Origin of the sequence: Acinetobacter sp. USHLN143 (genome assembly GCF_037145695.1) — a bacterium.
Classification (GTDB): Bacteria; Pseudomonadota; Gammaproteobacteria; order Pseudomonadales; family Moraxellaceae; genus Acinetobacter; species Acinetobacter fasciculus.
Genome location: NZ_JBBCWZ010000022.1, coordinates 1 through 22,594 on the forward strand (window position 1 = coordinate 1; position 22,594 = coordinate 22,594).

Annotated in this window: 20 protein-coding genes and 1 pseudogene; 9 read left to right on the forward strand and 12 right to left on the reverse strand. The window is 44.4% G+C overall.

Annotation, left to right across the window (positions count from 1 at the left end; translation table 11 throughout):
* A pseudogene (locus WFH18_RS07835) lies at window positions 1-95 on the forward strand (IS5/IS1182 family transposase); the annotation flags it as partial.
* Window positions 96-221: 126 nt separating this feature from the next.
* Here WFH18_RS07835 and WFH18_RS07840 read toward each other — a convergent pair.
* The 6 genes from WFH18_RS07840 to WFH18_RS07865 form a co-directional block, all read right to left on the reverse strand.
* Window positions 222-1,496, reverse strand: a complete 1,275-nt coding sequence (locus WFH18_RS07840; protein WP_005266301.1) for a mechanosensitive ion channel family protein — start codon at window positions 1,494-1,496, stop codon at window positions 222-224.
* 166 nt (window positions 1,497-1,662) lie between these two features.
* Window positions 1,663-2,199, reverse strand: a complete 537-nt coding sequence (locus tag WFH18_RS07845; protein WP_216986065.1) for a DUF2058 domain-containing protein — start codon at window positions 2,197-2,199, stop codon at window positions 1,663-1,665.
* 15 nt (window positions 2,200-2,214) lie between these two features.
* On the reverse strand, window positions 2,215-2,889 hold the full coding sequence (locus tag WFH18_RS07850; protein WP_262466475.1) for a YoaK family protein: 675 nt from the start codon (window positions 2,887-2,889) through the stop codon (window positions 2,215-2,217).
* A 42-nt stretch (window positions 2,890-2,931) separates the two neighbouring features.
* Window positions 2,932-4,128 (reverse strand): serine/threonine transporter SstT, encoded by a 1,197-nt coding sequence (gene sstT, locus WFH18_RS07855; protein WP_004731137.1) that lies wholly within the window; start codon window positions 4,126-4,128, stop codon window positions 2,932-2,934.
* Window positions 4,129-4,456: 328 nt separating this feature from the next.
* Window positions 4,457-6,205, reverse strand: a complete 1,749-nt coding sequence (locus tag WFH18_RS07860; protein ID WP_262466474.1) for a SulP family inorganic anion transporter — start codon at window positions 6,203-6,205, stop codon at window positions 4,457-4,459.
* A gap of 216 nt (window positions 6,206-6,421) precedes the next feature.
* On the reverse strand, window positions 6,422-6,739 hold the full coding sequence (locus WFH18_RS07865) for an ArsR/SmtB family transcription factor (protein WP_004280410.1): 318 nt from the start codon (window positions 6,737-6,739) through the stop codon (window positions 6,422-6,424).
* A gap of 281 nt (window positions 6,740-7,020) precedes the next feature.
* On the opposite strand from WFH18_RS07865, the gene cysK reads away from it, so the two are divergent.
* From cysK to WFH18_RS07885, 4 genes are all read left to right on the forward strand, one after another.
* On the forward strand, window positions 7,021-8,019 hold the full coding sequence (gene cysK / locus WFH18_RS07870) for a cysteine synthase A (RefSeq protein ID WP_336754721.1): 999 nt from the start codon (window positions 7,021-7,023) through the stop codon (window positions 8,017-8,019).
* A 186-nt stretch (window positions 8,020-8,205) separates the two neighbouring features.
* On the forward strand, window positions 8,206-10,905 hold the full coding sequence (locus tag WFH18_RS07875) for a heavy metal translocating P-type ATPase (protein ID WP_336754733.1): 2,700 nt from the start codon (window positions 8,206-8,208) through the stop codon (window positions 10,903-10,905).
* Complete coding sequence (cueR, locus tag WFH18_RS07880; RefSeq protein ID WP_005266316.1) at window positions 10,902-11,312, forward strand: Cu(I)-responsive transcriptional regulator; 411 nt, start codon at window positions 10,902-10,904, stop codon at window positions 11,310-11,312. The genes WFH18_RS07875 and cueR overlap by 4 nt, the downstream gene beginning before the upstream one ends.
* A 78-nt stretch (window positions 11,313-11,390) precedes the next feature.
* Window positions 11,391-11,585, forward strand: a complete 195-nt coding sequence (locus WFH18_RS07885) for a heavy-metal-associated domain-containing protein (RefSeq protein WP_004731127.1) — start codon at window positions 11,391-11,393, stop codon at window positions 11,583-11,585.
* A 95-nt stretch (window positions 11,586-11,680) separates the two neighbouring features.
* Here WFH18_RS07885 and WFH18_RS07890 read toward each other — a convergent pair whose 3' ends face one another.
* Window positions 11,681-12,286, reverse strand: a complete 606-nt coding sequence (locus WFH18_RS07890) for a TetR/AcrR family transcriptional regulator (protein WP_004280405.1) — start codon at window positions 12,284-12,286, stop codon at window positions 11,681-11,683.
* 499 nt (window positions 12,287-12,785) lie between these two features.
* Here WFH18_RS07890 and WFH18_RS07895 point away from each other — a divergent pair, with 499 nt between their 5' ends.
* Both WFH18_RS07895 and WFH18_RS07900 read left to right on the forward strand, forming a co-directional pair.
* The gene (locus WFH18_RS07895) at window positions 12,786-14,567 is read left to right on the forward strand and encodes an acyl-CoA dehydrogenase C-terminal domain-containing protein (protein WP_336754722.1); all 1,782 of its coding nucleotides are present in this window, start codon (window positions 12,786-12,788) and stop codon (window positions 14,565-14,567) included.
* Window positions 14,568-14,650: 83 nt separating this feature from the next.
* Complete coding sequence (locus WFH18_RS07900; RefSeq protein ID WP_195726012.1) at window positions 14,651-15,820, forward strand: thiolase family protein; 1,170 nt, start codon at window positions 14,651-14,653, stop codon at window positions 15,818-15,820.
* 190 nt (window positions 15,821-16,010) lie between these two features.
* Here WFH18_RS07900 and WFH18_RS07905 read toward each other — a convergent pair whose 3' ends face one another.
* Window positions 16,011-17,078 (reverse strand): zinc-binding metallopeptidase family protein, encoded by a 1,068-nt coding sequence (locus WFH18_RS07905; RefSeq protein ID WP_114541211.1) that lies wholly within the window; start codon window positions 17,076-17,078, stop codon window positions 16,011-16,013.
* 413 nt (window positions 17,079-17,491) lie between these two features.
* Between WFH18_RS07905 and WFH18_RS07910 the strand changes: the two genes are divergently transcribed.
* Both WFH18_RS07910 and WFH18_RS07915 read left to right on the forward strand, forming a co-directional pair.
* A complete protein-coding gene (locus WFH18_RS07910) occupies window positions 17,492-17,935 on the forward strand; it encodes a GNAT family N-acetyltransferase (RefSeq protein ID WP_336754723.1) in 444 nt (147 codons plus the stop codon).
* Window positions 17,936-18,080: 145 nt separating this feature from the next.
* Window positions 18,081-18,968, forward strand: coding sequence for an EamA family transporter (locus tag WFH18_RS07915; RefSeq protein WP_005266320.1), 888 nt, complete (start codon window positions 18,081-18,083; stop codon window positions 18,966-18,968).
* Window positions 18,969-19,032: 64 nt separating this feature from the next.
* Here WFH18_RS07915 and pcaD read toward each other — a convergent pair whose 3' ends face one another.
* The 4 genes from pcaD to WFH18_RS07935 form a co-directional block, all read right to left on the reverse strand.
* Window positions 19,033-19,812 carry a 3-oxoadipate enol-lactonase gene (gene pcaD, locus WFH18_RS07920; protein ID WP_336754724.1) on the reverse strand — a complete coding sequence of 260 codons (780 nt, stop codon included), beginning with the start codon at window positions 19,810-19,812 and terminating at the stop codon, window positions 19,033-19,035.
* A 59-nt stretch (window positions 19,813-19,871) separates the two neighbouring features.
* Window positions 19,872-21,077 carry a 3-oxoadipyl-CoA thiolase gene (gene pcaF, locus WFH18_RS07925; protein ID WP_336754725.1) on the reverse strand — a complete coding sequence of 402 codons (1,206 nt, stop codon included), beginning with the start codon at window positions 21,075-21,077 and terminating at the stop codon, window positions 19,872-19,874.
* Between the two features lie 140 nt (window positions 21,078-21,217).
* On the reverse strand, window positions 21,218-21,871 hold the full coding sequence (locus WFH18_RS07930) for a 3-oxoacid CoA-transferase subunit B (RefSeq protein ID WP_336754726.1): 654 nt from the start codon (window positions 21,869-21,871) through the stop codon (window positions 21,218-21,220).
* A 19-nt stretch (window positions 21,872-21,890) separates the two neighbouring features.
* Complete coding sequence (locus WFH18_RS07935) at window positions 21,891-22,562, reverse strand: 3-oxoacid CoA-transferase subunit A (protein ID WP_336754727.1); 672 nt, start codon at window positions 22,560-22,562, stop codon at window positions 21,891-21,893.
* Window positions 22,563-22,594 lie beyond the last annotated feature (32 nt).

Below are 22,594 nucleotides of genomic sequence, written 5' to 3' on the forward strand. Positions count from 1 at the left end.
TCGATATGACAAGCTCAAAAGAAATTATCAAAGTTCTGTTGCTTTAGCCTGTATATTTTTATGGCTACCTTTATAGGGTTAATTATGAACAGTAAATGTCAACAGACCCTATAAAAATTAAACTAAAGCCAGATTTATGCCAGTCAGGATTTAAACAGATGATGAAATAAAAAAGCCTGAAATGCAGCAGCATCTCAGGCTTGAGATTGGATGACTTGTGTTTAAGTAATAATGGAAGACGGTTGAGTAAATGCTTCCTTTAAATCAAGACCTGAAGGCGCTTGATACACCTTTAAACCAAATTCCGGAATAATCGCCAGCAGATGATCCATGATATCCGACTGGATATTTTCATACTCGACCCAGGCGGTGGTATTGGTGAAGGCATAAATCTCTAACGGTAAACCTTCACTGGTCGGCTGCAATTGGCGCACCATCAGGGAATGATTTTTGCTAATACCGGAATGCTGTTGCAGATAAAACTCTACATAGGCACGAAAGGTTCCTAAATTGGTAAGACGGCGTTGGTTATATTGCGAATGATGGCTCAGTTGCAGGTTAAATTGTTCCAGTTCCTCTGATTTGGTATTCAGGTACTGATCCAGCAAAATAAAATTTTTCAGCTTGTTCTGTTCTTCAGCCGACATAAAATGGACGCTGCTTTGATCAATATGAATCGAGCGCTTGATCCGGCGCGCACCGGCTTCCTGCATGCCACGCCAGTTTTTAAAGGTATCCGTCACCAGTTTATTGGTCGGAATTGTGGTCACCGTTTTATCAAAGTTCTGTACCGTAATGGTATGCAATGACATATCAATGACATCGCCGTCCGCATTCAGCGAGGGCATTTCGATCCAGTCGCCAATCCGCACCATGTCATAAGATGAAATCTGCACTGACGCCACCAGTGACAAAATGGTATTTTGAAAGACCAGCATCAACACCGCGGCCATGGCACCGAAGCCAGCCAGCAAGGTAAAGACATCCTTTTTCAGGAAAGTGCCGAGAATCATCAGGCCACAGACAATAAAAATAATCAGCTTGACCAGCTGCAAATAACCTTTAATCGGTTTGTTACGTGACTTGGGATTACGCTGATAGACCAGGTTAAAAATATTCAGTAATTCACCAAGAGCCAGGGCAATCGTCAGGAAGATAAAAGCCTGTGCCCCCATTTGCACAAAGGACTCAACCTTGTCAGATAAATGCGGTACCGTGGTAATCCCGTTCATGATCACCACTGCCGGAACAATATTGGCAATCCGGCGAATCACGCTATGCTCAGCAAAAATCTGATTATTGGCAAAAGGCATTCTGGAAATCAGTTGACGTATTCCGCGTACCACAATCTGTTTGGCAAATAGATTGGCAAGAATCGCCAGTAAAATCACAATACTCAGTGAAGATAGCATTTCCAGCCATGGGTACTGATTTGCCCATTCTTGAATATTCCGAATAAAATTAAACTGTTCCAAACGATCTTTCTCTTCAATCAAAAATTTAGATCAAGTTTATAGGTTTGGATCAGATTTTTTAATATTGGATAACTTTTTAAAACATATCTATTGGTCAGAATCATTCAATAAAAGTGCATAAAAATGAAAAAACCGGCGAATTCGCCGGTTTCTGATTTTCGATATTTCATTGATGATATCGCGATGCTTACCACATCAAATCATCAGGAATTACATAAGCTGCATACGGATCTTCTTCATCAGTGGTTTCTTCATTTTTCTCTGAATTATTCACAATAATAAAGCCCTGCATTTTCGCATTGATACGATCTGCCAGAGCTTTAGGCAAGAAAGCATAGCTGTCATTTTCACGGGCAATCACCAGACTGCCTGCCACCAGCGCATTATAGATTTGCTGATTTAAATAGACTTTCTTGATTTTACTGTCATCAATAAACTGATACACCGCATCGCCATCAGTATCACGGATTTTGTGCTGATTGATCATTTGCATAATTGCAGCTTTCAGCTCTTTTTCCTGCAACTGGGCTTTTTTCTCTTGCTCAATGGCCTGGTCTTTGGCCATTTTTTGCTGTTTGTCTTGTTCAATCTTGGCCTTGATTTGAGCCTCAGTGCTGTCACCGGTGCGTTTTTCATGCACAGCCTGTTTAGACAGTTTTTTGGCTTTTTTATTATCGACCAATCCTGCCTTTAACAATTGTGCCTGCAATGCATTTTTAACCATGAGAATGTCCAGATATTAGTCGTGTTGATGTCGATAACGTAAATAAATCACCCAATAGATGAGACTGAGAACCAGACTCAGTACTGCCGGGATCAGGAATGCATTTAATTTTAAATAAGGATATAGCCAGCTGGCAAGAATGCCACCGCTTAAAAAACCGAGCAAAATAAGCAGATGCAGAACCACGCGCCGTGATTCTACCTCTAAACCGCGCAAACGGTAACCCATTGCCAAGCCGAGGTCGGTCAGTACGCCAGATAAATGCGTGGTGCGAATGATGGCACCTTTATAGTGGCTAACCATGGCATTTTGCACACCCATGGCAACACAGGCCCATAACAAGGCGTAGCGCGGGAAATAGGGCAATAATAACCAGCAGATCAAAATAAAAATAGCCACCAGGCTTAAAGGGTAACCATAAAGCTGCCCCAGGCGAAAGTGACTATTTCCAAGAATGAGCCCGCTATAGGATGAACCAATGACATAGCAGAGTGTGACCAAAAAGAGATACAACATCTGTTCTGGTTGCCAGTTCAGCAGGGCCATAGCCAGCATGCTGACATTGCCGGTCATATGTGAAACAGACTGGTGCAGTACCGTCACCAGACCCAAGACGTTAATCATGCCGGCATTGACCGCAAGAAAAAACGCCCCTAATTGTACCCAGGTAGGTAAACGCTGTAATGGCATAACAACATCATTGGCTAAACATATTGATTAATCAATATAAAATCAATTTGATGCGCGGTCTACTGCTGCAGTAAATAAAACATCAGTCGATGAGTTTAGCGCGGTTTCAGTAGAATCCTGCAATACGCTGATGACCATACCAATGGCGACCACTTGCATGGCGATATCCGAAGAAATACCAAACAGGCCACATGCAACTGGAATCAATAGTAATGAACCGCCTGCAACACCTGAAGCGCCACATGCCGAAACGGTTGCCACCACAGAAAGAATGAGCATAGTGCTGAAATCGACGCTAATCCCCAAAGTATTTACAGCCGCCAATGACAATACAGTAATGGTCACAGAAGCACCTGCCATGTTGATCGTAGCACCCAAAGGAATTGCGATACTTGAAGTTGATTCCTTGACGCCCAGACGTTTTGCCAAGTCCAGATTGACTGGAATATTGGCTGCCGAACTACGGGTAAAGAAAGCGGTAATGCCACTTTCGCGCAAGCAAGTGAATACCAGTGGATACGGGTTGTTGCGTGTCATTAAGGCAACCAGAAGCGGATTAATTACCAGTGCAACGAAAACCATCGTTCCGAGCAACACAGCAAGTAAATGTACGTAACTGGTCAGCGTATCCAGACCAGATTCAGCAAAAGTCACTGCAACCAGACCAAAAATACCCAAAGGTGCAAAGCTGATCACTAAACGAATCACATAGTTCACTGCAAAGGCTGCATCATTCAAAAGCGTCTTGGTGCTATCCGATGCATGACGGAAAGCGATGCCTAATGCCACTGACCAAGCCAGGATGCCAATAAAGTTTGCTTCAGCAATTGCAACAACCGGGTTGGCGACAAAGCTGAGCAGCAAATTCTTCAGGATTTCTACCAAACTGCCAGGAGGCTGCAAGTCAGCCTGTGCAGCAATATCCAGGAACAGCGTACTTGGAAATAAGATGCTCGACACCACAGCGCTCAGTGCAGCAAGGAACATACCGACCGCATACATCAGCATAATCGGCTTGATGGCGGCGTTAGATTGGCCCACTTTAAAATTCGCGATAGAAGCTAAAACTAAAATGAAAACCAGAATCGGTGCAACAGACTTCAAGGCTTTAATAAACAGGTCGCCCAATAGGCTTAATGAGGGAGTAGCTTCGGGAAATACCACAGCCACACCCACACCTAAAATAATGGCGATGATGATTCGAGAGACTAAGCTCATGCGCATAAGGGCAGAAAACATAAGGTTGCCTTGTGAAAATTACGAGGGCTAAATTTGGGAAAAAGTTGCGCTATTTTATACTTAATTTAAACAAGGCTTAAAATATATTTTCATATTAAAACCAAGATATTGATATTATTGATATATTCTAAAATTAACGGGTTTAAAACATTGCTTATATTGAAGAAAAACTTCTTACAATGATGAATAAATCAGCATATTTAAAATTGTATTCATGAAATAAATATCAAAGTTAAATAGATAAATTCAAATTATATTTGAAAATTCAAAAAATATTGGAGCTATGACCGGTTTGAATCTCCGGCCATAAGTTCCAGTATCTGTTGTCTTAAATTGTATAATCTTTATGCTGCTCAAAGATCTCTGGCGCCAGGTCCTGAATCGCCTGAAAATGGGTCAGATAAATGCGCCCGCTCAGATGCGTCATCAATTTAGAAGCTTGCAGCTTGTCCATGACCGGACCTTTAACTTCGGCAAAATGCAGGCGAATATCCAGTTTGGCCAGTTCCGCATTTAAATCTTCCAACATTTCCAAGGCACTCAGATCAATCGCACTGATGCTGGAACAGTTAATAATCACATGTTGCAGCTGGTCATTCAGGCTGATCGCATTGATCAGATAACCTTTGAAGCTATTGGCATTCAGAAACGTCAGATTCTCATCAATCCGCAGTGACAGCACCTGATCGGAGGTGCTGACCTGATGTCGCTGAATATTTCGAAAATGCTGGGTGCCTTCGACCAGACCGACAACCGCAATATGCGGCCGGCTGATTCGCCATAACATCAGCACAAAGGTCGAGACGATTCCAATAATCAAACCGGTGGAAATATCAATCAGGACCACGCCGAGAAAGGTAATCCACATGGCAAGGCCATCTGCCTTGGAATAGCGCCAGGTATCAAAAAATGGCTGGAAATTAACCAGCTTCCAGATGGAAACAATAATCGTCGCGGCCAGAATGGTCAGAGGCAGATCTTCAAAAAATCCGGTAAAAAACAGGCTCACGAAAATAATCAGAATCGAGGATAAAACACCGGCCATAGGTGATTTGGCACCGGCATCGGCATTCACCACCGTCCGCGAAAGGCTGCCCGTCACAGGAAAAGCTGAACTCACGCCTGCACTGATATTGGCCAGACCGAGCGCGATCAGTTCCTGATTACTGTTTAAATGACTGCGTTGCTGTAAGGCCGTGGCTTGAGCAATCGATAGTGACTCCACAAAGCTGATCATGGCGATCATGCTGGCACCCGGTAACAAGGTCATCACCAGTTCCCAGTTCCAGTGTGGAAAGGACAAGGGTGGAAAACCAGACGGAATTGCACCGACCGTTTTAATGCCCTGAAGCTTTAAATCCAGAAATACAATTGCTGCAATGCCGAGACACACCAGAATCAGGGGCACCGCACGTACTAAAAAATCTGTAGAGCCGATCCGGCTTTGTACAGCCTGAGATTTTAATAACTTGGGCAGATAGATCAGTAGACCGATAGAGAGCAGGCCGAAAATCAGGCTCGGCACGTGCAGTAGCGGGAAATATTGCAGCAGACTGCTGGCGAACTCCGGAATGTTATTGGCTTTTAAGGGAAGATCGACCAAAAACTTTAACTGTCCAAAAGCAATCAATAAGGCAGAGGCAATAATAAAGCTTTGGATCACCGGATGACTAATCAACTGGATCATAAAACCAAAACGAAATAATCCCAAAAGCAGGGAAATAATGCCGACCATCAGTGCCAATAGGGTCGCAGCTTCGATATAGACCGGTGAGCCGACTTCAAAAAGTGGATTGAGCGTAGCAAAAGTCATCATGGAAATGATGGCCACGGGGCCAATCGATAAAGTCGAACTCCCACCGAGCAGGGCATAAATGATCATCGGCAGGACGCTGGCATATAAGCCCATGATCGGCGGCAATCCTGCCAGCATGGCATAGGCCATCCCTTGAGGCACCAGCATCGCCACCACAATCAGGGCAGCCAGCACATCAGACTTAAATTTGACCGGCGTGTAGTGGCTTAACCATGCCCAGGCAGGCAGTCTATGCAGAAGTTTAGACTTGGAATTTTGCATAAAAAGGTCTAAATCACAAATATAGATATATTATGCATAAATTCTGCTAAGAAGTCTTAGCTGATCTAGATTCTTGATGAATCATGTTTAAAATGAAACATCTGGGTCAGTCGCAGATCATTTAAAAAACTCTATGATCGTGATCTTAGTGGTGTAGAACGACCTCAATAAGAGTTTAAAGAAACTTATCTTGATGACTGAAAAAAGAAAGATTCTTTATTTAGCTGGGTTGCCACAATACAATTGATAAAGGGTATTTAAGACCACAATCAAATTTTGATCTTTAATTGAATAATAAATCTGTTTGCCGTCGCGTCGGGTATCTACTACATCGCTTTTACGCAGCATCATGAGCTGCTGGGAAAGTGTCGGCTGTTTAATCTCAGTTATTTCCTCAATTTCTGAAACATTCAGTTCCGCTTGAGACAGATGACATAAAATGAGAAGACGGTCGGTATTGGCCAGAGATTTTAAAATGCCAACGACCTGTTCTGCTGAATCGCGCATAGTCGTGATTTCAAAATCGGTTTTCATTCAATATGTCCATTATAAAGTTACAGCCCGTTAATTATACGGGTCTTAGCTCGTAATACCTTGCTAAAAACAGTTAAGTTTTATGGTTTTTAATGAATTGAATTATCAATTAAAATTATATTTTAAATATTGATAGATAAGATAAATTTATTGCATAGTGCAGAAAGTATTTTAGTTCACATTCGTGCAATCAAGTGCAAGTTTCATCAAACATCTACAAAGCAAAAAAATGCTTGTATGATGTTTATGTGACTTGAACCAATAACATCAGGGATATCATCATGAGTACAGATTCAGCTTTTCCAACACCGAGTAATTTAGGTATAGCGGTTTATAGTAATAATGCAGACGCGATTGGAAATACACCGCTTGTTCGTATTAATCGTGTGATTTCCGCTCCGGCCACGGTACTTGCGAAAATTGAAAGCCGTAATCCGGCATTCTCAGTCAAGTGTCGTATTGGTGCCGCGTTGATTAATGATGCTGAAAAATCTGGCAAGCTCAAATCCGGTATGCATATTGTCGAGCCAACCAGCGGCAATACCGGTATTGCATTGGCCTTTGTTGCGGCAGCCAAAGGTTATGACATTACTTTGACCATGCCTTCAAGCATGAGTATTGAACGCCGTAAGGTAGTGAAAGCATTGGGTGCCAATCTGATATTGACTGATCCGGCCAAAGGCATGAAGGGCGCGATTGAAGAGGCAGAACGTTTGCTGAATGAGAACCCTGAACAATATTTCCTGCCACAACAGTTTGAAAATCCGGCCAACCCTAAAATTCATGAAGAAACCACGGGCCCAGAAATCTGGGAGGCGACTGCGGGCAATGTCGATATTCTGGTCGCAGGTGTCGGAACGGGTGGAACCATTACTGGTATTTCACGCTACTTTGAAAAGGTAAAAAATAAGCCTTTATATTCAGTGGCGGTGGAACCCGCTGAGTCTGCGATTATTGGTCAGGCCAAACGCGGTGAAGACATTACACCTGGACCACATAAAATTCAGGGGATCGGTGCCAACTTCATTCCGGGCAATCTGGATTTGGACCTCGTTGATGAAGTGATTGCCATTAATAGCGCAGATGCAGTCGAGTGGGCACGTAAAATGGCTGCTCAGGAAGGTATCCTGGTCGGTATTTCAAGTGGCGCGGCTATGGCAGCCGCGGCACAATTGGCGGCTCGCCCTGAAAATGCTGGTAAAAATATTGTGGTGATTTTGCCAGACGGTGGTGAACGTTACCTGTCTTCGATCTTATTTGAAGATATTTCTGCCGAATAACATTGATGCATTTTATATTTTAAATACTGGCATACAAGCCCGAAGTCATCTTCGGGCTTTTTTATTGGGTGACTTTAAATCGCAGCAGACAGCTGCATTATTTTTAAAATAGTCAGATGAAAGACTTGACCTTACCATGATGGGAATGTTTAAGCTATAAGCTCAACAGTGAGTTGAGGCATGGAGATGGGCATGGCAGAACAAGATAGCAACCGCTTATATGAGCAGCAGGTGCAGATTGGCGGTATGACCTGTGCCTCCTGTGTCGCTCGCGTGGAAAAAGCCTTGAAAAAAATTGAAGGCGTGGTCGAGGCGTCTGTCAATCTATCGACTGAAAAAGCTTTTATTAAAAGCCAGCAGCCGATTGCTGCCGCTGCGCTGGTTCAAGCAATTGAAAAATCCGGTTTCGATGTACCGACGCAACAGTTTGATTTGAACATTGAAGGCATGACCTGTGCATCCTGTGTGGCTCGCGTAGAAAAAGCCCTAAAAAAAGTGGAGGGCGTGCTGGATGCACAAGTGAATCTGGCCACTGAAAAGGCGCATGTGAGTGCGATCAATTCTGTGCCATTGTCCAAGCTGACTCAAGCCATGCAAAAAGCCGGTTTTGATATTCAGAGCGATCGCATTGAACTGGCTATTGAAGGCATGACTTGCGCTTCATGTGTGGCACGTGTGGAAAAAGCTTTATTAAAAGTAGAAGGTGTCAGCGAAGCACAGGTCAATCTGGCCACCGAAACTGCCTGGGTGAAGGCCTCGCATGCCCAGATTCCGGCCTTGATTGCTGAGGTGGAGAAAGCCGGTTATCAGGCCACCATAAAATCTGGTAGGGATATGTCGACAGATAGCCATGATGCTTTTCAGGAAAAGAAAGCCAATGAAACGGCACAACTGAAACGAGATTTATGGCTTGCAGTCATTCTGACAGCACCTGTATTTATTCTGGAAATGGGCTCGCATCTGATTCCGGCATTTCATCATTTTATTGCCCATACGCTGGGAACCCAGAACAGCTGGTATCTGCAGTTTGTACTGACCACTTTGGTGCTGATTATTCCGGGACGGCGTTTTTATCAGCATGGGATTCCGGCACTATTGCGTCTGGCACCGGATATGAACTCGCTGGTGGCCGTTGGAACCATTGCCGCATATGGCTTTTCCTGTATTGCGACCTTTTTTCCGGAGCTGTTACCGCAGTCCACTGTGCATGTGTATTTTGAAGCGGCCGCCGTTATTGTCGCGCTGATTTTACTGGGGCGTTATCTGGAAGCCAAAGCCAAAGGTAAAACCTCGGAAGCGATTCAGTATCTGGTGGGCTTGCAACCGAAAACGGCACGGGTAGAACAGAATGATCACTGGGTTGATCTGGCAATTTCCGATGTGCAACAAGGAATGTTGATTGAAATCCGTCCGGGTGAAAAAGTCGCTGTCGATGGTGAAGTCGTTACCGGACAAAGTTATATTGATGAAGCGATGATTAGCGGTGAGCCTTTACCCGTGGCCAAACAGGCCGGTGATCAGGTGGTCGGCGGTACGGTAAACCAGAACGGAACATTGCAAATCAAGGCTACTGCGGTCGGCCAGGATTCGGTACTGGCGCAGATTATTCAGATGGTGGAACAGGCACAAGGTTCAAAATTACCGATTCAGGCCGTGGTTGATAAAGTGACTTTATGGTTTGTGCCGGCTGTTATGGCGCTAGCGGCCTTGACCTTTATGGTCTGGTTCCTGTTTGGGCCTGAGCCGAATCTGACCTACGCCTTGGTAAATGCAGTCGCCGTACTGATTATTGCCTGTCCATGTGCGATGGGACTGGCGACTCCTACCTCAATTATGGTCGGAACTGGACGTGCAGCAGAACTGGGCGTGCTATTCCGTAAGGGTGAAGCTTTACAGTTGCTGCAACAAACCAAAGTCGTCGCGCTGGATAAAACCGGAACCTTAACTGAGGGAAAACCGCTGCTGACCGACTTTGAAGTCACTGCAGATTTTAATCAGCAGACCGTATTACAGCTCGTCGCTTCAGTGGAGGCCAAGTCAGAACATCCGATTGCCCACGCCATTGTTCAGGCTGCTCGTGAGCAAGAACTGGAACTGAGCAAAGTGACCGATTTTGATTCGATCACTGGTGCAGGGGTAAAAGCACAGGTTGCTGGTCAGCAGCTGCATATCGGTGCAGAACGTCTGATGCAGGACTTGGGCTTAAATGTCGATCTGTTTAGAGCCACTGCACAAAAGCTCGGTGATCAGGGTCGTAGTCCTTTATATGTAGCGATTAATCAGAAACTGGCTGCGATTATTGCAGTAGCCGATCCGATTAAACCAACTACTTATAGCGCGATTCAGGCCTTGCATGACCAAGGTCTTAAAGTGGCGATGATTACTGGTGATCATCAGCATACCGCGCAGGCGATCGCCAAACAGTTGAAAATCGATCAGGTGATTGCGGAAGTTTTGCCGCATGAAAAAGTCGATGCAGTACGACAACTCCAGCAGCAATACGGCGTGCTCACTTTTGTTGGGGATGGAATCAATGATGCACCGGCATTGGCCCAGGCCGATGTCGGTATGGCGATTGGAACCGGTACCGATGTCGCGATTGAAGCAGCCGATGTGGTGTTGATGTCAGGCAATTTACAGCATGTGGCTACAGGCATTGGTTTAAGTCAGGCGACCATGCGCAATATTAAACAGAACCTGTTTTGGGCCTTTGTCTACAATATTGCCTTAATTCCGATTGCCGCGGGTGTGCTTTATCCATTTTGGGGTATATTGTTATCGCCAATGTTTGCCGCAGGTGCGATGGCGTTGTCCTCCGTGTTTGTCGTCAGCAATGCCTTGAGATTAAAAGCCTATCAACCGGTGCAGTTTAAGGAGTCAGTATGATGAATATTGGTCAGGCGGCAAAACGTTCTGGCATCTCTGCGAAAATGATTCGTTATTATGAAGACATTGGTTTGTTGCCGGCTCCGAAACGCAGTGATACAGGTTATCGGGTTTATAGTGATGCGGATATTAAAATCTTAAGTTTTATCCAGCATGCACGTGAACTCGGCTTTTCTTCAGAGCAGATGAAAGAATTACTTGGTCTGTGGCTGAACAGCTCACGCCAGAGCAGCGAGGTTAAACAGCTGGCACAAAAACATATCCAGTTTTTACAACAGAAAATTGCCGATATGCAGCATATGCTGATGATATTACAGCAATCGGTGGAACAATGTGCCGGCAATGAACAGTCTGATTGCCAGATTTTAAAACAGATTGAACAGGGTGTCGTCCCTGAGCAGCACTGACCTGATCTGCAGTTCAGCTCAGATTAAATATAGTCTGCCGAATCAGATAAACTTTAAACCGATCCTATGGAGCTAAACATGAAATTCCGTATTGAAAACATGACCTGTGGTGGCTGCGCGCGCAGTGTCACGGCTACGATTAAAGATCTGGATGAAAATGCCACTGTGAATATTGATGTGGCCACTAAACTGGTTGAAGTTGAATCGACAGCCAGTGAATCTGAGATTGTTGCAGCTTTAACCGAAGATGGTTTTCCACCTGTGGCTGCCTGATCATTGTTGAGTTAGATCGCGAAAGTGATCTTATGAACTCATACAACCAAATAAAAAAATGCCTGATCGAATCAGGCATTTTTTTATTATAGTGATTATACCGATGAGATTTTATCTGGCGTCATGAGTGCCTGATTAATATAAAGTTTAATTAAACGTTCACGTGACCCAATTGCTTTTTGGTAATTGGTCGAATTTAATAACAGCGAAGCGCCATAGGTGACTGTCCAGATATAAGATAAATAATCGCGAATCGACATGGCACTTTCTAAAGCCACCAGATAATCATGGGTGATGTCTTTAATCCGGATAATCCGTTCTTCACGAATACGATAAAGCTCCTGAAATAACTCTTTCAGATTTTTTTCGTTATTGGTTAAACGCTCTTCAATGACATGCAACAGGATGGTTCGGTTTGAATTGAGCATGTGATAGAGCATATATTGTGAAACATAATTTTTAATATCGTTATTATGCTTTTTTGATATTTCTAGAATTCTTTTTTCATTCAGAATAATCAGTTCTAAATATAACTGGTTCTTGCTTTTAAAATGTTTGTAGATGGTTCCTTTTGCGATGTCCAGTTCACTGGCCAGCTCACTCAGGGTAATGTCCTGATTATTATCCAGTAGCAGGCTTTCCGCCATGCTGAGGATCTTCTCTTTACGAAGAAGGAAGTTCTGCTGTCTTACAGTCGTCATCTTCTTGGTCCATACTTTTCGAAAAAGAACCTTTCAAGAATATGCAATTTTGCACGCGATGGCTATAAAACTAAGGTCGTGATATTTATCTCATTTTGTATATTTATGCAGCAACTGCTGACAAATAAAAATAGCGATGCTGAGCAGCCAGAAATATTGTCAAGAAAACTGAACCCTAGAGATCAACTTTGCTAAATAAAATTCCATTTTCAGTATAATTATTTTATTGTTTCAGCGCACGAAGCTAAATCCTTCGACTGTTTTAAGCCCATATTTATCCGGGTTTAGTACGGAAAGTAGATCAATATTAAGCTGGCATATTCAGTCACTTATACTGAACATGAAGACGTGATTGTCAAGGCAACTTTATGAATCTAGATATAGATTTAATACTGCAAGAATTGGATATCACGATTTTAAAATCGCCCGCTTGGATTCTAATGAAAATTAGAAAATATTTGGCAACAGGATTGAGTATCACCCTTTAAGGAATTTAAAAATGCCGATTTATAATGCGCCGCTAAAAGACATGGAATTTATTTTAAATGATGTATTCCAAGCTGAACAATTTTGGCAAGGTAATGAAAATCTTGCACATTTAGATATGGCGACGGCAAATGCAATTCTGGAAGAGATGGCCAAATTTTCCAAAAATGTCATTCTTGACCTGAATCGTCCTGCTGATGAAGAAGGTGGTGCTCAGTTTAACAATGGTGTGGTGACGACACCCAAAGGTTTTAAAGAAGCGTTCAGACAGTTTGCCGAAGGTGGCTGGGTAGGCTTGGGTGCTCCTGAAGAATGGGGCGGACAAAACATGCCAAAGATGCTCACGGTTCTGGCGGATGAAATGATCTGGAGCACCAATCCATCTTTTATGCTTTATCCACTACTCACTGTGGGTGCAGGTATGGCCATCAATGACCGCGCCTCACAGGAACAGAAAGAAACTTATTTACCAAAATTCTATACGGGTGAATGGTCGGGCACCATGTGTCTGACTGAACCACATTCCGGCACAGATCTTGGCATTATCAAGACCAAAGCTGAACCGAATGAAGATGGTTCATATAATATTACCGGTACCAAAATTTTTATTACCAGCGGTGAGCATGATCTGAGTGAAAATATCATTCATCTGGTGCTGGCAAAAACTCCGAATGCACCAGCAGGTTCACGTGGTATTTCATTATTTATTGTGCCGAAATTCCTGATCAATGCCGATGGTTCACTCGGTGAGCGTAATGCAGTATCTGCCGGTTCAATCGAACATAAAATGGGAATTAAAGGCTCGGCGACCTGCGTCATGAACTTTGACGGTGCCAAGGGCTATATGGTCGGTAATGAAAATGAAGGTCTGGCCGGCATGTTCGTGATGATGAACTACGAACGTTTATCTATGGGGATTCAGGGCATTGGTGCAGCAGAATTTGCCTACCAGAATGCAGCACAATATGCGACGGATCGTTTACAGGGCCGTGCATCAACTGGTGCAAAATCGCCAGAAAAACCAGCCGATTCGATTCTGGTGCATGGCGATGTACGCCGTATGCTGCTCAATGTACGAGCCAACAATGAAGCTTCGCGTGCGTTTGCAGTGTATGTGGGTCAACAACTGGATATTACCAAATACTCAACCAACCCTGAAGCCGTGCGTAAAGCGACTGACCGTGTGGCCTTGTTGACGCCAATCGCCAAAGCTTACTTAACCGACAAGGCACTGGATTCTGCACTGGAAGCACAAATGTGCTTCGGTGGTCATGGCTATATCCGTGAATGGGGCATGGAACAGTGTATTCGTGACCTGCGTATTTCACAGATTTATGAAGGCACCAATGGCGTGCAGGCGATTGACCTGATTGGGCGTAAAACCACCAAATGTAATGGTGCTTATATCGCGGAATATATTGCTGAAATCCGTGAATTTGCCCAAAGTTTAGATGATTCATTGATGATTAAAACTGCGACATTAGAAACCTGCCAGCAACTTGAAGATATCACCAAATTTATCGTCGAGCAGTCTAAACTGAACCCTGATTTTGCCAACTCGATTGCTGTCGATTATTTACATGCGGTTGGGCTGCTTAGCTTTGTCTATATGTATGCGCGGATTAGCAAAGCCGCTGCAGCCAAGGACGACAGCTACTTCCAGAACAAACTGGTACTGGCCAATTACTATGTGGCCAAAGTCCTTCCGGATTTAAGTGCACGAATCCAACGTATTCAGGCGGGTGCGGAACTGGTGATGCAGTTGCCGGAAGACTATTTTACCGCACAGGCTTAACCCGCAATGATTGCGAAGGACCAGCCCTACAGCGCTTTAGCTATGTAGGGTTGATAACAATGATGAAAAAGGATGAAACTAAAATGATCGTAATTGTAGATGCAGTACGTACCGCGATGGGCGGTTTTCAAGGTTCACTTTCAAGCTGTACCGCGCCAGATTTGGGTGCTGTGGCAATTAAAGAAGTAGTGGCACGTGCAGGTCTGTCGGCCAATGATATTGATGAAGTGATTATGGGCTGCGTACTGCCAGCCGGTTTAAAACAGGGTCCGGCACGTCAGGCCATGCGTCAGGCGGGTCTACCGGATTCCACGGGGGCGACCACGATTAATAAAATTTGTGGTTCTGGTATGAAAGCCGTGATGCAGGCAGCAGATGCGATCAAAGCCGGTTCAGCAGAGATTGTGGTGGCTGGCGGTATGGAGTCGATGTCGAACGCACCATATTTGATGGACAAGGCACGTGCCGGATTCCGTATGGGGCATGGAAAGGTCATTGATCATATGTTCCAGGAAGGTCTGGAAGATGCTGAAACAGGTCTGTCGATGGGAATTCTTGCTCAGGAAATGGCGGATAAAAAAGGTTATACCCGTGAGCAGCAGGATGACTATGCGATTGGTTCCTTAAATAAAGCCGTGACGGCGGTGCAGCAAGGTTTCTTTAAAGATGAAATCGTACCGGTCACTGTCAGTAGCCGTAAAGGCGATGTGGTGGTGGAACAGGATGAACAGCCTTTAAATGCCAAGGCTGACAAAATTCCAACTCTGCGTCCAGCGTTCAAAAAAGACGGAACCATTACTGCGGCAAATGCCAGTTCAATTTCAGATGGTGCTTCAGCACTGGTGATCACCTCGAGCGAAATTGCTGCACAGCGTAACTTAAAACCGCTAGCTCATATTCTGGCCTATGCCAGCCATTCGCAGCATCCATCAGAATTTACCATTGCACCGGTTGGTGCGATTGAAAAAGTCCTGAAAAAAACCGGTTGGGATGCTCAGGATGTTGACCTTTGGGAAATCAACGAAGCGTTCGCCATGGTGACCATGTTAGCCATTGATGGCTTTAAACTTGATCCAGCAAAAGTGAACATTAATGGCGGTGCCTGTGCACTTGGTCATCCATTGGGTTCTTCTGGTTCCCGTATTATCGTGACCTTGATTCATGCCTTAAAACGTACTGGCGGCAAGAAAGGGATTGCATCCTTATGTATCGGTGGTGGTGAAGCGACTGCGATTGCTGTGGAACTAATTTAAGCCCATCTTAAATCGTATATTCAGGTAGCAAACTAAATACTGATTCATTCAAAAGTTGCTGCTCTTGGTTCGCCAGGAGCAGGGATTTTTTAAATCATATTAATTTTTAAAATACACAATAAAATCCATATTTTCAGACTTTGCTGATCCCATTCCATCAATAGTTTTACTATAAAAATTACTTTTTAAATTATTTAAAAACTTTTTCCAGCACATGCCGGTGAATAAATCGTAACTTGTCTTTAACCGCTTCGCTCAGCTTGAACGGGTAGGCATCTTCCAGGCCCATACAACGGTTTAAGGCATTCAGATTAAAGGTCAAGGTAACCCAGTTTTCCAGAATATGTTCAAAATCCTGTCCACCAATCGGGCATTCTTTAAAATCCATGCTGGCCAGATAGCTGCCATTTCCTTCAACACGCATACCACCATAGTAGGCAGTTTCCAGTGTTTCCATCATATGCAGATAATGCGCCCAGGTTTCTGCCCAGTCTTCCCAAGGGTGGGCGGTAGCATAAGCACTGATATACTTTTCCTGCCAGTTGATTGGCGCGCCTTCATTATAGTGGCGTTCAAGTGCCTTGCCGTAATCTTGCCGCTCATCGCCAAAATACTGACGAAATTCATCTAGCAATTCCGGATGCATATGTTGCATGAGCGCAAAATAATAATGGCCGCTTTCATGACGAAAATGGCCCAATAAAGTCCGGTAGTTTTCACCCATATTTACACGTGTAGTTTCACGATAAACCACATCAGCTTCAATGGCATTTAGGGTAATGACCCCATTGGCATGACCAATTAAAACAGGCTTATCTTCTTGAGGCAGGAGAAAATCAAAACGCAGACCAAATGGATCATCTTCAGACTTTTTAGGGCGTGGCATCATGTTCATGCGCTGGGCCAAATACAGGAATCGACGTTTGGCTTCTTCCAGTCGAAACCAGTAAATCAGGTTCTCAGAATTTTCCAGATCAGGAATGACATGGGTCAACTGACAGGATTCACAAAATTCCTCATCTTCATCGCTAGGAATCATCCAATTGCATACTTGATAATGAACGTAATTGTGGCAGGGTTTATAACTGGCATGCTGGTAGTTCTTGGCGATTGGAACCCATCGCTCAGCGCTCTGTTTTTCAAATGCGCACAACTCTTTTTCCGAAGCGATATAACCGATCGGTGACAGACAGTGATCACAAACTGATTTGTAAAAAAACAGCTGTTGCTTGCAGACGGCACATTCAAAATGTTTCATTAAACTCCCTGTAGGGAAGCGAACGACCTAAAATTTTTATGTTCGATGAACACCAAGAAAGGTTCAGAATGCCTACCTAAATTTCTTCCTGATAAAGAAACATCATAAAAATTTCATTGAAAATTCTATATGGATGAATTGTAAATATAGGCTGCTTGATATTAAATGAAACATCAATTGAATCTTTTTTAATAAAAAAGTGTAGTTAAACAAGGTTTTATATAAATAGATTTTTTAAATAGAGTGAGTTGCCGTCTTAAAATACGGACAAGGCGTATTGAAGAATATTACCGAATATTCCGACTGGTTTTTAAATTTGGGGGAAGCCCATTCAAGAACAGCTAAAGCAGCTAACTTTTAATAAAAATAACTTTTTAATGTATACAACTTAATAAAGAGAAATTTAAAAAAACATGAAAATTAGAAAAGCCAATCTTCAGGATACTCGTGCCATTGTCGATGCGATTGCGCCCTTTGTCGATGCCGTGATCAGTTCAGAAGAGGGGTGCCAGCGCTTTCAGCCTGAGATGATCCAGACCATTTTCGAGCGTCCGGACATTCATTATTTTGTGGCAGAAATTGACCATCAGGTGATAGGCGTCGTGGCTTATATGGAACCTGCACACTTCATGCATTTTTTCCTGAAGCAAGTCTATCAGGGGCAGGGTTATGGCCGGCAAATGTGGCACTTTTTAGAAAGCGGGATCCGCCGTCAAGGCCATTCAATTATTACGGTAAAATCCAGTCTTTATGCCTTGGATATTTACAAGCGCTTTGGTTTTGTGGAAACAGGACAATATACGGAAGAACATGGAATCCGTTTTATCCCGATGCGAAAGGATTATCCGGATTTTTAAGAGAAAAATAAAATTGTTTTTTCCGCTGGAATCTTTCCAAATTAAGGCAAACTTTCTGCTATCGGCCTGCATCCTATTTTTAATTAGTCAGTCCTTTTGTTAAGGCATAGAATTAATTCACTTTTGTAGTAATAGCGATCAGTAGATGGCATTCAGCTGGATTTTTTTTACTTTAATGGCTGCATTTATGCAGGCTTGGCGTAATGCCTTTCAAAAACAGCTTAGCACCACGGTTGATGTGTGGGGAGTCACCCTGGCACGCTTTATTTTTGGATTGCCATTTGCTGCGCTGTACCTGAGCAGCCTGTATTATTTCAAGCCAGTTGAAAGTGTGGTGCATTTCACCCCGAAATACTGGTTCTACATCCTGATTGCCGGCATCAGCCAGATTCTGGCAACTGCCCTGATGGTGCAGCTGTTTAAACAGAAAAATTATGCAATTGGCGTAGGGCTAGCAAAAAGTGAAGCCATTCTGGCGGCTATTATCGGGGTAATTTTCCTGTCTGATCATTTGTCTGTGCTGGCCTGGCTGGGTGTGGTGATGGGGGGCTATGCAGTTTTCCTGCTAAGTAAAGGTAGTCAGCTGACAGGCTTGTCTACCAAGACTTTAGCGATTGGGATTGGCAGTGGTTTAAGTTTCGCCATTACTTCGTTACTGGTGCGTGAAGCAAGTCTGGAATTACCGATGCTACCCACCATACACCGTGCTTCATGGGTGCTAGTCTCAGTGATCGGTTTTCAGTGTATCAGTATGCTGATCTATCTCAGCCTGTTTAGCCGCCAAACCTTGCAAGCCATGTGGCAACGTCTGGGCTTAACTTTTAAAGTGAGTGTGTGCAGTTTTATAGCATCACTCGGCTGGTTTACTGCCATGAGCATGATGAGTGTGCCGGTCGTGAAAACTTTGGGACAAATTGAGATTCTATTTAGTATGCTGATTTCTGCATATTTCTTTAAAGATAAACTGGCACGTACCGAGCATTGGGGTTTGGGCTTAGTGGTGATTGCGGCGATTCTAGTGATCTGGGCCTAATCTGAACGAATATTGAGAAGATAAAAAAAGCCACTTCGAAAAGTGGCTTTTTCTTTGCATCTGTTTAAGCGGCAATAAATTTCTGAACTGCCTGATTAAATGCTTCAGGTTGCTCGATGTTGGAAATGTGCGAGGCATTGATTTCAAACAACTGGCTTTGTGCAATTTCAGCTTGCATGGCTTGACCATCTGCAACCGTCGTTACGGGGTCTTGCTGACCGGCCACAATCAGTACCGGCACTGAAATGGTTTTGATCTGTTCGCGTAAATCCGCCTTAGCCAAAGCTTCACAACAACTCGCATAACCTTCCGGGCTGCCAGCTCCAAGGTCGTTTGAAAGTTCTGCAACAATTGCTGCATTGCTTTGGATAAAGGGATCGGTAAACCAGCGTGATGCTGCAGTAGATGCAATCGGCGCCAGACCTTGTTCACGCACCAGCGCGGCACGTTCCAGCCAGGCTTGTTCCTGACCAATCTTGGCAGCAGTATTGCAGATAATCACGTGGCTAAAACGTTCAGGTTTGTTAATCGCTAACCATTGACCAGTTAAACCGCCCATAGAAATGCCACAGAAGGCCGCTTTCTGGATATCCAGATGATCCAGCAGATTGATCACATCCTGACCTAACTGTTCAAGGCTATATGGACCTTGCGGTGCAGATGAGCCACCATGACCACGCGTGTCATAACAGATGACAAAATAGTCCTGCTGGAAAAATTCAATTTGTGGCTGCCACATGCTGAATTTGGTGCCCAATGAGTTAGAAAAAACCAGAGCCGGATTCTTTGCATCACCAAAGGTCTGGTAATTGATCTGGGCATCTTTGGATGTAAAAGTTGGCATTGAAATCCCTCCCGACCTCCCTTTAAAAAAGGGAGGAGGTTTATCTTTTTAATAGGTTGTTAGACGCGTTCAATAATCAAAGCGATGCCTTGACCGACACCAATACACATTGAACAAAGACCGTATTTACCGCCAGTTTGTTCCAGCTGGTTGAGTGCAGTGGTCACCAGACGCGCACCAGATGCACCGAGTGGATGACCCAAGGCAATCGCACCGCCGTTCGGGTTGACTTTTTCCGAACCATCTTCAATGCCTAGGTCACGGGTACATGCCAGTGCTTGGGCAGCAAAAGCTTCATTCAGCTCGATCACATCCATCTGATCTAAAGTCAGGCCGGTTTGAGCCAGCAATTTCTTGATAGCAGGTGCTGGACCAAAGCCCATGATGCGTGGTTCAACACCCAAAACCGTTGAGCCAATGATTTTGGCACGTGGTTTCAAGCCGTGTTGAGCAACCGCTTCATCAGATGCGATTAATAGGGCAGCCGCACCATCGTTAATACCAGAAGCATTACCTGCTGTAACCGTACCATCAGCTTTGACCACAGGCTTCAGTTTTGCCAGAGCTTCTGCAGTGGTAGATGCACGTGGATGTTCATCAGTATACACAACGATCGGCTCGCCTTTACGCTGCGGAATCACCACAGGAATGATTTCATTTTTATAGAAACCTTTGGCCTGCGCTGCTGCAGTACGTTGCTGGCTGGTCAGGGCAAACTTGTCCTGGTCTTCACGGTTGATGTTGAACTGTTCCGCCAGATTTTCAGCCGTTTGCGGCATGGTTTCTACGCCGTACATTTCTTTCAGTTTCGGATTGATAAAACGCCAGCCCATGGTGGTGTCTTCAATCTTCTGGCTACGGCCATACGCCGTTTCTGACTTGCCCATGACAAATGGCGCGCGTGACATGCTTTCTACACCACCAGCAATAATCAGATTCGCTTCACCGGCTTTAATCGCACGTGCAGCCATCGCGACTGCATCCATTGATGAACCACACAGGCGGTTTACGGTCGTTGCCGGTACCTGATAAGGCAGGCCTGCAAGCAGCGAAGACATACGACCGACGTTACGGTTGTCTTCACCTGCTTGGTTGGCACAGCCATAGATCACGTCATCAACCTGTTCCCAGTTCACACTTGGGTTGCGTTCCATCAATGCTTTAATTGGCAGCGCACCCAGGTCATCTGCACGGACAGGCGCGAGGCCACCGGCATAACGGCCGAATGGGGTACGGATGGCATCAATGATGTATGCGTTTTTCATATCTATTTTTCCAAATTCTTTTAATCCCTCCCGACCTCCCTTTAATAAAGGGAGGAGTTCCATACATAAAATAGAGATATGGAAGTCCCCCTTTGAAAAAAGGGGGATTTAGGGGGATTTAAAATTATCTTTAAAGTGTATTAACCTTGAGTCGCATCAATCAGTTTGGCACCGGTCAATGACTGCAATTCTTCAAATGACAGACCTTCAACTTTCTCAATCACTTTCATCCCTTCAGGCATAACATCAATCACGCACAGGTCGGTATAAATACGGTCGACACATTTCAGGCCTGTAGCCGGATAGGAAAGCTCAGCCACAATTTTTGGCTCGCCTTTTTTGGTCACGTGATCTGTGGTAATAAAGACTTTCTTGGCACCCACAGCCAGATCCATCGCACCGCCGACTGCTGGAATTGCATCTGGAGCACCGGTATGCCAGTTGGCCAGATCGCCATTTTCAGCGACCTGAAACGCGCCTAATACGGCGATATCTAAGTGACCGCCACGCATCATTGCGAAAGAATCGCCGTGATGGAAGAACGAACCGCCTTCAAGTAAGGTCACGAATTCTTTACCAGCATTAATCAGTTCAGGATCGCGGTCTTCTTCAGCAGGAGGAGGACCGAAAGCCAACAGGCCATTTTCAGAATGCAGGAAGACGTCTTTATCGCTTGGCAGATAGCTTGAAATCTTTGTTGGTAAACCAATACCCAAGTTCACATAAGCGCCATCAGGAATATCTTGTGCCACACGTTCAGCGATCTGGTCACGGGTCAGTTTGCTATAGCTCATTATTTATCTCCGATGCCAATTATTGTGCAGGCTTAACTTGAACAATGTGTTGAACAAAAATTCCCGGGGTGATGATGTGCTCTGGATCCAGTGCACCCAGTTCAACCACTTCAGAAACTTGAGCAATGGTCACATCTGCTGCCATTGCCATGATTGGGCCGAAGTTACGGGCAGATTTACGGTAGACCAGATTGCCCCAACGATCGCCTTTAGAAGCTTTAATTAAAGCAAAGTCAGCTTTAATCGGATTTTCTAAAACGTAGTCTTTACCTTTGTAGTTCATGGTCGGTTTGCCTTCCGCCAGCAAAGTACCAAAACCGGTAGGGGTGTAGATTGGACCCAAGCCCATACCTGCTGCCTGAATACGGCAAGCCAGATTACCTTGCGGTACCAGTTCCAGTTCAATTTTTCCTGCACGATAAAGCTCGTCAAATACCCACGAGTCAGACTGACGCGGGAAAGAACAGATAATTTTACGCACAGCGCCCGCTTTAAGCAGTTTCGCCAGACCATAGTCGCCATTACCGGCATTGTTGTTAACAATAATCAGGTCTTTAATACCCAATTCGATTAGACCATCAATCAGTTCAGCAGGCTGACCCGCTGTACCGAAACCACCGATCATAATGGTAGAACCGTCCTTGATCTGGGAGAGTGCTTCTTTCAATGATAATGAACTTTTATCTATCATAATCTGGTCCTTACATATCCTAAACTGATGGA